The organism is Longitalea arenae, from assembly GCF_016924755.1.
GTDB lineage: Bacteria > Bacteroidota > Bacteroidia > Chitinophagales > Chitinophagaceae > Niastella > Niastella arenae.
Genome location: NZ_JAFFJX010000001.1, coordinates 894805 through 907051 on the forward strand (window position 1 = coordinate 894805; position 12247 = coordinate 907051).

The window sequence follows — 12247 nt, forward strand, 5'->3', positions numbered from 1 at the left end:
CTGGTAATAGAGATCATGATAACAGAAGGGGGTACTAACCTGTAATTTTGATTGGCCAAAAGCGTATGAATAGGGAAAATCTGTATAAAGAGCAACTGTTTACTGAAGTGTTCCATGCTTCAAAAGATAAACTGTACGCCTTCCTCAGGGAATATACAGATGATACCCATTTTGCAGAAGACATCATGCAAGTCTGCTATATTAAAGTTTGGGAAAACATCGACAGGTGGAATAATGCAGACAGGCTATTGCCTCTCATTAAAACCATCGCGCGCAATCTCCTGCTGAATGCCATTCGCAATAAAGCACAATTACCAGTGGAATGGTTGGAAAAACATGGTGTGGATCTTCGTCAATGTTATCAGCCAGATCATGACCAGGTAAAACGTTCACTGAGTTCGCTGGATACCGTGATCAACCAACTGCCTGACCGGTGCAGAAAAGTATTTTTATTGCATCGTGAAAGCGGACTGAGCTATGATGAAATTGCCGCCAGGCTGTCAATCTCAGTGCATACAGTGCGTAATCATATGAGTAAGGCCATTCAACTCCTGAAAACCCATCTGCAAAAGAGCTGACAGGAGCGTTATCGGCATGTAGCGGCATGGGGAAAAGCAAAAGCCATCCTTACCAGGGCAAGAATGGCTTGTTATAATTTTAGTTAGCAGCGATGCAGTTATTAATTTGTAGTAGCCGTTGATTGCAGCAGTTTAAATAACTCATCCAGTTTGGGTGATAAAATGATATCGGTTCTTCTGTTTAATGCTCTTCCTTCCCGTGTACCATTGCTTTCCACCGGATCAAACTGGCTATGACCTGAAGCGATCACTCTTTCGGGGCTCACACTATAATCGATCGTAAGGATCCGCACAATTGATGCCGCTCTTGCCAGGCTAAGGTCCCAGTTGTCCTGGTATTTTCCCCGGATAGGAATGGAATCGGTATGACCTTCGATATTCACGGTGATGTCTGGGTTCACGTTAAGCACTTCTGCCAGTTTGTTCAGCGCCTCCTTTCCTTTGGGGTTCACTACGGCGCTGCCCGAAGGGAACAATAAGTTCTCCTGCAGGCTCACATATACTTTACCGTTCTTAGTGGCTACGGTAAGCTCATTCGATTTAAAACCGGTAAGGGCGTCAGCCATCTTTTTCCTGATCTCTTCAATGGCATTTTTCTGTTGATCCATCAATGCCTGCAATTGTTCCAGTTTTTGTTGCTGGCTCTGCAATTCCTGCTTGTTCTTGTTCAGCAAAGATTGTTTGCTCGAGGCGTCTTTGCTCAAACTGGCTATCTCCTTTTCCAGTGCCTGCAAGGCCCGGCCTTTCGCCGTAATGGTATCCTGCTGATCAGCTACCTGCTTTTTTAATTGTGCAATGTTACCCTGCAGATCACTCACTTTCCGCGCAAGCATAGCGCTGTCATTTCTGACAGATTGCAGCTCCAACTGCGAGGTCTTAAACTTTTTGGATGAAACACAACTACTTAAACTTAAGAGAACCAGGCTGGCGGCAGTTAGCCGCGTAATAGTAATTTTTCTATTCATATAATATTTAATGTGCATTTATTTTTGCAGGCTTAAATGTCAAATCCCGGGCCAATAAACGCATCTCTTACGCTTAAATATGTGTGATAAGGTATTAAAATGTGGTTAGAATGGTAGCAGGTCTTAAGGAACTACTCCTTCAATATTTGTCTCGTAATCGTTTTGCCATTGAGTAATAGCTTCAAGGTATACAGGCCGGCAGGAATAGCTGCCATCGCGTACATAGGCATCATGTTGCGCATTCAGGTTAATAGTCCCTGGCGGATTCGGATCACTGCCAATGCTGCTGGGGCAGAGGCTGGCGCTGCTTTCCGTAATACAGAAATCATTGAACCGCACCTGTTCATCGCGCAGCACATCATCTTTACCACGATACACGCCCCATTTTCCGCGATTATAATCTGCGCCTGAACGCCACATGTCGAGACTGTTGTTGGTATATGAAAGCAGAACGGCGCCATCGCTTACGCGGGTTAAGGTGATCTCAAATGTTCCGGCGCTGCCTTCACTGCTCCTGTATTTCACATAAGCTTCCACCCAGTTGCCTTTGAATGGGGCCAGCTCTGCTTCTTTAACAGTCCCTAAGCTGCCGCTTCCTTCTCCGGAGCTATGAATGATCTGTATTTTTTGCGGATTACCAGCCCTGGGCGTAATCGTGATCAATGGCGCTCCTGCATCACCCTCAATGGCCTTTATTTGAAAAATATGTGTGAACCGGCTGCTCGGGATAAAACCGGCATCCAGTTTAAACTTCCAGCGATAGTAGGCGGTTTGTCCCTGGGTATGCTGCATATCGGCAGGCGAGCCGGAGCCACCTTTAATTTCCATACGCACGCGGTCATCATTTGTACAACGGTCATCATCTGCATCGGCATGACTGTGAAATACAAATACATATTTTCCCAGTGTATTGTCAAATGCCTGCGTAACATGCGGGCCAAAAGAAGTATGTCTGCAATCGGGATTTTCATTCCCGAATCCTTTTGATTCAATGAGGTCATAGGCTGAACCGGAGCCGGTTGCGCTTAAGGTCACCTGCGCCTGCAATGAAGCATTTGAAAGCAGGAGCAGCAAGTTTGCGGCTATTGCAGGTATAAATTGTAAAGGTTTCATGTTGAACAAGGCTTTAAGTGTAATAAAAAGAATATCAACAGGCAGATCATCCGGCGGATCCGTCTGGTATCATACGATAAGCGGGTTCCCCTTCGCGGCACCCGGTATTAATATTTGGATGTGCACATCCCGGGAAGTGCCGGGAATGTAAGAATGGAAAGAAGAAGGGAAAGCCGTTGATGAAAACGTCGATAGCTGTTAAGGAGATGAATATATCTTTTCGATATACTCAAATGTGTGTTGATCTTTCATATAGCAATCGTGTTGGTTAGAAGAAGGTTACTATGAAGTAACTACATTCTTTCACCGGCTGCGTGAAGATGATTAGCCGAATAATAAACTATTTTAGCATCGATGAGCTTATGACAGTAACGTATATGTATAACGTTGATACAATTGTTATTTTGTGTAATGATATACCTGATCCTCATCTTCGTCATAGATCTATCCGCCGATACCATTTTCTTCATCATATTCTTGTTCTTTCATTTTAAATATTGAAGTGTGATTTTTAACGCCTGGCCCGTTCTTTCCACAGGCTAAAGCCAGAAGATCAAATGCAATCGATTGCGTATGCAGCATGCGTATTAATTAGGAATTTAATCTTATCTTTTCTTTAAGTTTACACAGATTTGATCCAGCGTTTTTATCTGTTACTATTTTTGAGGCTTGCTATAAATGGACCACTACTGCACATATACCGATGAGGCACTGATTGAACTCCTGCGAAAAAACGATCATAAAGCGTTTGCGGAACTTTATGAACGTTATTGGGATAAGCTGTTTTTTTTAGCCGGAAAAAAATTAGATGATCTGTACGAGGCAGAACATATTGTTCAGGACATTTTCCTCGATCTATGGAATCGCAGAACTGAACTGGATATACACGAATCCCTCGGCGGCTACCTTGTGGTAGCTGTTAAATACCGGATCATCAATGCGCAGGCAAAGCGATATAAGCAGTCTGTCAGGCAGAAAGAAAATGCTGGATCCCTGCCTCAGCATGACAACAGTACAGAGCACTGGCTTACCCTCCGCGAATTACAGGATAGCCTGCATCATCAACTTGCCCGCCTGCCTGAAAAGTGCGCACTCGCCTTTTCTCTTCGTGACGATGGTCTTTCTTACAAACAGATCGCTGCCGAAATGAATATTTCAGAAAAGACGGTAGAAATGCATATCAGCCGCGCATTTAAAGCCTTACGCACCAGTTTGGGCAGTTTTATTAACATGCTTATTCTCATGCTCTCCTGCCTCTTTTAGCACACACTTAAAAAAAACCTTTTTTCTCATACAGGGTATCGCTTCTTTATATTGACCTTGTTAGAAAGCTGTTTCTCTCAATGGACGATCAGGAAAAACAAAACCGGTACGATGAGCTGGCGCAAAAGCTGCTCAATGGTACTATTACTGCTGCTGAAAAGCAGGAATACCTCGACTGGCTGAACCGGGAAGAGGAAGCATTGAACATTCCGGCCGATCTTGCCAGCAACCGCCCGGCACTAAAGAACAGGATCTTTGAAACACTGCAATCTTCGATACAGGCGCAGGACCTGGAACTAACCGCGCGCAGCATGGAAAAGGGCAGGCGGCGGAATTTGTTTCGCTATGCAGCTGCCGCGGCTATTGTATTCATTGTAACCGGCTTTGTGATATATTACTTTAACATCAACAAAAAAAGTACTGCGCCTCAGCCAATGGTGACTAAAATGCAACCGGTTGCCACCGATGTTTTGCCCGGTCGTGATGGCGCCATGCTTACCCTTGCGAATGGACAGCAACTGCTGCTCGACAGTTTGGGAAACGGTGTAATTGCCATACAAGGAAAAACCAATATAAAAATTCAAAATGGTCAGTTGGTATATGATGTGATGCAGGCTGGCAGCGAAATGCTGTATAATACCATGTCAACACCCAAAGGCCGGCAATACCAAATGCTTTTGCCCGATGGCTCCCGGGTATGGATGAATGCTGCTTCTTCCATTACCTATCCCGTAGCATTCATCGGAAAAGAAAGGAATGTTACCATTACCGGTGAAGTGTACATCGAGGTTGCCAAAAACAAGGAAAAGCCCTTCATTGTAAACGTCGATGGAAAAGCAAGTGTCCAGGCACTGGGAACAAGCTTCAACATTAATGCTTATGCCGATGAGCCAGGTATTAAAACGACTTTACTGGAAGGAAAGGTGAAGATCGTGAAACATGAAAGGGTCAACGGTAAAGAAAATTCCATACTGCTTGATCCGGGACAGCAGGCTGTAGATATCGCGCATGCACCATTGACCATTCGCCATTCGCCCGACCTCGAAGAAGTGATGGCCTGGAAGAACGGCCGCTTCGAATTTATTGGCAACAGCATTCAATCGGTCATGGGGCAACTATCGCGTTGGTATGATGTAGACATTGTTTATGAAGGCGCCCTTCCTGAAGCCAATTTTGTAGGAGCGATTGCCCGCACGGAAAAACTCTCACGGGTTTTACAAATGCTGGAACTGACCAATGTACTACGGTTTAAAATTGAAAAGAAGACCGCTACCGGCGAAGCCGCTCAGATCATCGTCACACGCAAATGACCAAACCATCATCATCGACCTTAAACTATGAATAAAGATTGATTGACCGCAAAAAAAGCCGGGCTCTGTTGGAGCAGGTCCCGGCGGAAGGGGTTAATCAATTCATCCTTGCAAGACTACTATTTCTTAACCCAAACATTGCAAATGTATGCAATTGAGATTGCTATGTACTGCCCCGGCAGGTGCTATTTTCCGAGTTCCGCGAAAGGAACGATTTCTGAACCTCAATACGCTGTTAATGATGAAGTTGACGGTTGTTTTTTTACTGGCCGCCTGTTTGCAGGTAAGCGCCCACTCCTACGCACAGCGGGTGACCTTGCAGGCTAAAAATGCCAGCATAGAAGATGTGTTTAAACAAATACGGAAGCAAACCGGCTATGTTTTTCTGTATACGACCCAAATGTTGGCCAATACAAGGCAGGTAAATATAGATGTTAAGAATGCACCTGTTGAACAGGTGCTGAACCTTTGTTTCGATAAGCAGCCTGTTACCTATACATTGATGGATAAAACCATTATTGTAAAACAGCAGGAAAAGACGCCAGTTAATATACCGGCTCCCGAGCGGGTGCGCACAGAGATCAGAGGCCGTGTGACCAATGAATCGGGGCAGCCGCTGGCTGGTGTAAGCATCACCATTAAAGGCGAAAGCGGCGGCATTACTACCGATAATAACGGCGTATTCAGGATCGAGACAAGCAAAACCAATATAATCCTGGTGGTTTCATCAGTAGGGTATACCACACGTGAAATAAAAGTACAGGGTAACGAAACGAATCTGCAGATCCAGCTGGCGTTAGCCACCAATAATATGGAAGAGTTTGTAGTGGTAGGATATGGAACCAAAAAGAAAGTGAGTGTTACCGGTTCTTATTCGGTGCTTGATATGAAAACGAAGGAAAACACGCCTACTACCAATGCCAGCCAGGCATTACATGGTGTGTCGGGCGTATGGTTAAACCAGGCTGGTGGTAAACCCGGCCAGGATGTTGGTACTATCCGTATCCGTGGCGTGGGAACACTTAACAACAACGATCCGCTGGTGCTGGTGGATGGTATTGAGTACAACATCAATGAGATCAACCCTAATTTCATTGAAAGCATGACCGTGTTGAAAGATGCGTCGGCTGCTATTTATGGTTCACGGGCTGCCAATGGCGTTATATTGATCACCACTAAAACCGGAAGGAAAGGTAAAATGGAGATCAATTACAACTACAGCTATGGTATTCAAAAACCCACTTTTTTACCAGATGTATTGTGGGATCCCATTCAATACATGGAGTTAAAGAACCAGGCCCTGATCAATGAAGGCAAATCGCCGGCAGCAGTTGATTATTCGCCTGCACAGATCGAGGAATATAAAAATGGAATGGCCACCGATCCATATACCTATCCGCACTTGAACTGGTTCGATTATGTAATGAAGAATGGAAGCATGCATCAGCACAACCTGCGCTTCAGCGGTGGTTCTGATAAAGTGACCTATAACTTTGCTGTTGGTTATATGGACCACGACGGTATTCTGGTGACTGCCAACCATGCCAACCGGTACACGCTTAACCTGAATGTGAGCGCCCAGGTCACCAACCGGTTAAAAGTAGGAACGAATTTGATCGGCAATCTGAGAACTTTTACCCAGCCTGCTTTCGCCGGCTCTGATGCTACCAGTTATTATTTCACCCGGTTAACGCGGGTACTGCCCATTATGACACCTTACCTGCCCGATGGCCGTTATGGTAATATGGTGTTTGCTACCCCTGGTCGCAATACCATTGAGAATCCTATCATGCTGTTGAAAGAAGGCAGTAACTACAATGCACCGCAACGGATCCTGGCAAAGGTTTTTGCCGAATATAAACTGCCCTTCAATCTTACGTACAATTTCAATTTGGGGGTTGACAAACTGGATGGTTATTCCCGGTCATTTGTGCCGCTCCTGATCAGTTACAATCCCAAGACCGGTGCGCCCAATAACTATAATATTAACCCGGCCAGTAATAACTATGATGAGAATAACCGGAACCTGACCGTATACCATACCTTGAACTGGGATAAAGCGATCGGTGATCACCACCTGTCGGCCATGGCGGGCCAAAGCTATAACCGCTTTGATAACAGCTGGTTTAACGGCCACGCCGAAGGATATTTTGATAATGCCCTTACCGACCTCAATGCCGGCACCACCAACCTCACCACCGATGGCAGGGTAACCAAAGATGTATTGATCTCTTACTTTGGCCGCCTCGGTTATACCTATAAGGAGAAATACATACTCGAAGGTATCATCCGGTACGATGGTTCATCGCGCTTTGCAGATGGTCATCGGTGGGGAGCATTTCCTTCCCTGTCTGCCGGCTGGCGTATCGATAAAGAAAATTTCTTTGATCTGCCCTTTGTTGACTTGCTGAAATTGCGCGCTTCCTGGGGCGAACTGGGTAATCAGGCAGTAGACCTCTACAGTTATCTGAATACGGTAAGCGTAGGCAGCGCTTATTCCTTTAATAATACCATTTCTCCGGCAGCAGCTATTAACAGATATAACGATCCCCATCTTTCATGGGAAACAACCACAACCTATAACGGCGGTATCGATGCGGAATTCCTGAAAGGCAAACTTTCCGCTTCTGTGGATGTGTTCAAGCGTCGTACTTCGGGCATTTTGCGGCCGGTACTGATCCCTGACCAGGTGGGCGGCCTTGCAGGTCCTGTTCAGAACGTAGGTGTAGTAGATAATACCGGTTTTGAAATTGCATTAGGCCATCGCAATAAGATCGGCGACATCAGTTATGAGGTGAACGGATCGTTGAGCTATGTAAAGAATGAAGTGGTGAGCCTGCGCGGACAAAGCATCATCGGCACCAGGCGTATTACCAAAGAAGGCCACCCGATCGATGCCTATTACCTCTATGAAGCGGCTGGCATCTTCCAGAGCCAGGATGAAATCGCTAACAGCGCCAAAGTAAGCGGTAATGAAAAACCTGGTTATCTTAAATACAATGATATTGTAAAGGATAACAAGATAGATGGCAACGACCGCGTAATTACCGGCAGTTCCATTCCTAAATACAATTATAGCTTCAATGTCAATGTAAGTTATAAGAATTTTACGCTTGCTTCTTTTTGGCAGGGCGTGCAGGGCATCGACCTGTATCCAACTGTAAACCTGGCTACGCCTTTCAATAATGGCGCAGGGGTAACCAAAGAGTGGGCTACCGACTCGTGGACACCAGATAACCGCAATGCACGGCTGCCGATCGTGACCACCCCAACCGGCGGCTTCGAAAACTACCAGCCTTCTACTTTCTGGCTGAAAGACGGTTCTTATATGCGTTTGAAGAATATTCAGCTGAGATATAACCTGCCCGCCAGGATCGCATCGATGCTGGCCATGAGCAGGCTTACCCTGTTTGTAAACGGTGAGAACCTGGTCACATTTACCAAGTTCAAAGATTTTGATCCGGAAAAAAGCCCTACGGGAGATTCTTTCTATGAATACCCGTCACTCAAAACATACAGTTTTGGCCTTAATGTCAACTTTTAATCGTCATTGAAACAGATTCAGATGAAAAAAATATTCTTTCTCTTTATAGCAGGTTATCTGTTGGCTGGTTGTTCCAAGAGAGAACTCGAAACATATCCTAACAACAGTTATACAGAAGCTACTTACTGGACGTCGGAAAAAAATGCCATGGCTGCCTTAAGCGGCTGTTACCAGGTATTGACCTTTAACGGGATGTTTGGGTATGCAACACCTTTGTGGGAAGAAACAGCCACACCCAATGCCTACAACTACGACAATTCCGCCGGCTTTGGCTGGATCGCTTTGGGCACACATAATCCGGCCAATGCTACTACGGGCAATATTATTCCCGGGATCATTGCTCAGCGATGGGCTGACTGTTACCGGGGTATTGGCCGCGTGAATACCCTCCTGGCGCGTATTGACCAGGTGCCCATGGGCGATGCACTGAAGAACAGGGCGAAGGCAGAAGCTAAATTTCTCCGCGGGCTGTTCTATTCCCTGCTGGCAACCTATTATGGCGATGCACCCCTGATCCTGGATCCGCCAGATCTCACAGTCCATGCTTCACTGCCCCGCACACCCAGGGTTGAAGTGGTGCAACAGGTAATTAAAGACCTGGACGATGCAGCTGCCGTTCTGCCGGTGAAATTCACCGGCAATGATATTGGCCGCGCAACCAAAGGCGCTGCCCTGGCTTTGAAAGCCCGTGTGCTGTTGTTCGAAGCGAGCCCGCTCGTGAATACCAATAATGACGTAAGCAAATGGGCAACTGCTGCGGCCGCTGCCAAAGCCGTGATAGATCTGCCCGGTACAGGCTACAACCTGTTTCCGAATTATCGCACATTGTTTTTGCCGGCCAATGAAAACAGCGTTGAGACCGTTTTTGATGTTCAGTATTCTATAACTACCCTTGGCCTGGGAAGCTCTTTTGACCTGGTGAACCGGCAATACAATACCAATGCGCCGCTGCGCAGCATCATCGATGCCTATGATATGAAAGACGGACTGCCACCGGCCCAATCGCCATTGTATAACCCGGCCACGCCCTATAAAGATCGTGATCCCCGCATGTACCAGACAATAGTATATCCCGGCGATACCTATATTGGCAAAGTTACCACGGCGTCTGAACCTTTTAAACAAACCGGTTACGGGGTAAAGAAATACAGTATTTACGATACCGCAGCCACTACCAACCTGATCAACCAGGCCGGCCGCTCAGAGATCAATTACATGTTGATCCGCTACGCCGATGTATTGCTCATGTATGCAGAAGCGCAGAATGAAGCGGTTGGTCCCGATGCCTCCGTGTACAACGCGGTAAACCGGATCCGTGAGCGTGCAGGACTCTCGCCTCACCAGATACCTGCCGGTAAAACAAAAGAAGAAATGCGCGAGATCATCCGGCATGAGCGCAGAATAGAGTTTGCTTTTGAAGGATTCTATTATACCGATATCCGCCGCTGGAAAATTGCAGAGAACGTACTGCCCGGCGCTGTATACAATTCGCAGAACCAGCCGCTGGTTACCCGCAGCTTCAATAAGGAGCGCGATTACTGGTGGCCGGTGTCACAGGTGCAGCGTGATCTCAATCCGAACCTCGAGCAAACAAAGAACTATTAATATGTCATTACGAATTGGCGGACCATGGATGCCAAAACTGTATTCGTATTGTCGTCCATGGATCCGCCGATCCGTACTCTAAATGCATACTAACTTGAATCAGCTTCTTCCCTCCATGAAAAAGATCATCAGCCTCGGCATTTTATCTGCCATACTCTCTGTAGCCTGTGCAAAGAAAGGAAATGGTGAACCGGTAACACCACCGGTTACCCAACCCGATCCACCGGCCTCTGTGGCAGATTGTAAAAAATGTATGGTATTGTCTGAACAGGCGCAGCAGCGGGTAGCCATTGCAGATGTTCCATCGAAGAAAATTTTCTGGCAGTGGACACCGCAATCCTCCAATGTGCAGGCGGCGCATTATGCCTGGTTCAGCAATATCAGCGATGCCAAGATCGTGTATAATGGCCAATACATTTTAACCACGGCGTCAGGCGGTGGGGTAGCCCTGATCCGGATTGCCGATAAAAAAACGGTGTGGTATGCTTATGCAGGCGGAAACACCCATTCAGCAGAATTGCTGCCCGACGGCAATATTGTAAGCGCTTCCAGCACCGGTAATTTCCTGATGCTCTTTAAAGTTGACACGCTTCATTTCCCAGAGAACGTATACACCAAAAAGCTCACCATAGATTTTGGTCACAATGTCGTTTGGGACCATAAGAACCAGTTGTTGTGGACAGCCGCAGGCCATGAGCTGAAATCTTTTCGCTACAATTTCAATTGCGCCCAGCCCGACCTGGAACCGGTTGAAACGTTGCCGCTGCCCGGGAAGGAAGCCCATGACCTCTTCCCGGTGTACAACGAAGATGCTTTATGGCTTACCAATACGACCAATGTTTATAAATTCACATTGGCCGATAAAAAACTTACACAGGCAGATGTGATACAGGCCAATATCAAGAGTGTATCATCTGGGCCGGCGGATTTCCCGCTTATTATCATTCGCCCTAAGGTATCGTGGTGGACAGATGAAGTGATTGATGCCAAAGGCAACGGTATTTTTTATGAGGCCGGCTTAAAAATCTATAAAGCCCGTTGGGTGCTGCCGAATAATTTCAGCTATCCGGCTGGTCATGAGATCAGGCAATGCAAGTAGCTTTTGTCGTTTTTGACAGAGAAAGGCGCCACCTTAACGGGTCCGGCGCCTTTTTCAATTGGAATGCATTGATTATTACTTCGTCATGGCCCGCAATGCCAAAACTTTTGAAAAAAAACTAATTTCTCTTAAGTTGTGGCCTAATAAACGCGGTACATAGTATGAAGAAGATCCTGATCATTTTTGCGCATCCGGTGCTGGAAAAGTCCCGCGTGCATAAAACACTCCTTAAATATATACCCCAGGTAGACGAAATAACCGTCAATGACCTTTATGAAAATTACCCCGACTTTGATATAGATGTTAAAAGAGAGCAGCAATTGCTGCTGGCACATGATATTATCATTTGGCAGCATCCGCTGTACTGGTACAGCGCGCCGGCATTGTTAAAACAGTGGCAGGACCTGGTGCTGCAGCATGGCTGGGCTTACGGGAAAACCGGTGTTGCATTGAGTGGAAAAAAGATCTTCAATGTCATTTCTTCCGGTGGCGGTACAGGCGCTTACCAGCATGAAGGCTACCAGCATTGTACTATTAATGATGTGTTGCGGCCCTATGAACGAACAGCTGAATTGTGCAGGATGACCTACTGGCCGCCTTTCTGGGTGGCCGGAACGCATAAAATGGACCTGCCGCAGATAAAAGAGTATGGCGAGCGCTACAAACAGCTCCTGCTCCGGTTGAGAGAAGATAAAATCAATGAAGATACAATGATGCAGGTTTCCCGTTTAAACGACCTGGTCGACATTTCGCAAAGCAATCTCGCATAA

10 protein-coding genes are annotated in these 12247 nt (G+C 46.4%); 7 read left to right on the forward strand and 3 right to left on the reverse strand.

Features of this window, described 5'->3' with window-relative positions; translation table 11 throughout:
- Positions 1–65 precede the first annotated feature (65 nt).
- Entirely contained in the window at positions 66–578 is a 513-nt protein-coding gene (locus JT717_RS03910) for an RNA polymerase sigma factor (RefSeq protein ID WP_205508863.1), read from the forward strand.
- Positions 579–679: 101 nt separating this feature from the next.
- On the opposite strand, the gene JT717_RS03915 is transcribed toward JT717_RS03910, so the two are convergent.
- The 3 genes from JT717_RS03915 to JT717_RS03925 form a co-directional block, all read right to left on the reverse strand.
- Complete coding sequence (locus JT717_RS03915; protein ID WP_205508864.1) at positions 680–1543, reverse strand: OmpA/MotB family protein; 864 nt, start codon at positions 1541–1543, stop codon at positions 680–682.
- A gap of 123 nt (positions 1544–1666) precedes the next feature.
- On the reverse strand, positions 1667–2656 hold the full coding sequence (locus JT717_RS03920) for a hypothetical protein (RefSeq protein ID WP_205508865.1): 990 nt from the start codon (positions 2654–2656) through the stop codon (positions 1667–1669).
- 444 nt (positions 2657–3100) lie between these two features.
- Complete coding sequence (locus JT717_RS03925; RefSeq protein ID WP_205508866.1) at positions 3101–3238, reverse strand: hypothetical protein; 138 nt, start codon at positions 3236–3238, stop codon at positions 3101–3103.
- Positions 3239–3334: 96 nt separating this feature from the next.
- Here JT717_RS03925 and JT717_RS03930 point away from each other — a divergent pair, with 96 nt between their 5' ends.
- The 6 genes from JT717_RS03930 to JT717_RS03955 all read left to right on the forward strand — a co-directional run bounded on the left by JT717_RS03930 (position 3335) and on the right by JT717_RS03955 (position 12247).
- A complete protein-coding gene (locus JT717_RS03930) occupies positions 3335–3919 on the forward strand; it encodes an RNA polymerase sigma factor (RefSeq protein ID WP_205508867.1) in 585 nt (194 codons plus the stop codon).
- A gap of 80 nt (positions 3920–3999) precedes the next feature.
- Positions 4000–5229: a FecR family protein gene (locus tag JT717_RS03935; RefSeq protein WP_205508868.1), complete on the forward strand. Its 1230-nt coding sequence runs from the start codon at positions 4000–4002 to the stop codon at positions 5227–5229.
- 238 nt (positions 5230–5467) lie between these two features.
- Positions 5468–8773, forward strand: a complete 3306-nt coding sequence (locus JT717_RS03940; protein WP_205508869.1) for a TonB-dependent receptor — start codon at positions 5468–5470, stop codon at positions 8771–8773.
- Between the two features lie 21 nt (positions 8774–8794).
- The gene (locus JT717_RS03945; protein WP_205508870.1) at positions 8795–10378 is read left to right on the forward strand and encodes a RagB/SusD family nutrient uptake outer membrane protein; all 1584 of its coding nucleotides are present in this window, start codon (positions 8795–8797) and stop codon (positions 10376–10378) included.
- Positions 10379–10493: 115 nt separating this feature from the next.
- Positions 10494–11477, forward strand: a complete 984-nt coding sequence (locus JT717_RS03950) for a DUF6528 family protein (RefSeq protein WP_205508871.1) — start codon at positions 10494–10496, stop codon at positions 11475–11477.
- A 161-nt stretch (positions 11478–11638) separates the two neighbouring features.
- Complete coding sequence (locus JT717_RS03955; protein ID WP_205508872.1) at positions 11639–12247, forward strand: NAD(P)H-dependent oxidoreductase; 609 nt, start codon at positions 11639–11641, stop codon at positions 12245–12247.

What these genes read in the sequence shown, in the direction of transcription:
- JT717_RS03935 (WP_205508868.1), top strand. Translation starts at nt 4,000, where the DNA reads ATGGACGATCAGGAAAAACAAAACCGGTACGATGAGCTGGCGCAAAAG.
- JT717_RS03955 (WP_205508872.1), top strand. Translation starts at nt 11,639, where the DNA reads ATGAAGAAGATCCTGATCATTTTTGCGCATCCGGTGCTGGAAAAGTCC.
- JT717_RS03940 (WP_205508869.1), top strand. Translation starts at nt 5,468, where the DNA reads ATGATGAAGTTGACGGTTGTTTTTTTACTGGCCGCCTGTTTGCAGGTA.
- JT717_RS03930 (WP_205508867.1), top strand. Translation starts at nt 3,335, where the DNA reads ATGGACCACTACTGCACATATACCGATGAGGCACTGATTGAACTCCTG.
- JT717_RS03915 (WP_205508864.1), bottom strand. Translation starts at nt 1,543, where the DNA reads ATGAATAGAAAAATTACTATTACGCGGCTAACTGCCGCCAGCCTGGTT.
- JT717_RS03945 (WP_205508870.1), top strand. Translation starts at nt 8,795, where the DNA reads ATGAAAAAAATATTCTTTCTCTTTATAGCAGGTTATCTGTTGGCTGGT.
- JT717_RS03910 (WP_205508863.1), top strand. Translation starts at nt 66, where the DNA reads ATGAATAGGGAAAATCTGTATAAAGAGCAACTGTTTACTGAAGTGTTC.
- JT717_RS03925 (WP_205508866.1), bottom strand. Translation starts at nt 3,238, where the DNA reads ATGCTGCATACGCAATCGATTGCATTTGATCTTCTGGCTTTAGCCTGT.
- JT717_RS03920 (WP_205508865.1), bottom strand. Translation starts at nt 2,656, where the DNA reads ATGAAACCTTTACAATTTATACCTGCAATAGCCGCAAACTTGCTGCTC.
- JT717_RS03950 (WP_205508871.1), top strand. Translation starts at nt 10,494, where the DNA reads ATGAAAAAGATCATCAGCCTCGGCATTTTATCTGCCATACTCTCTGTA.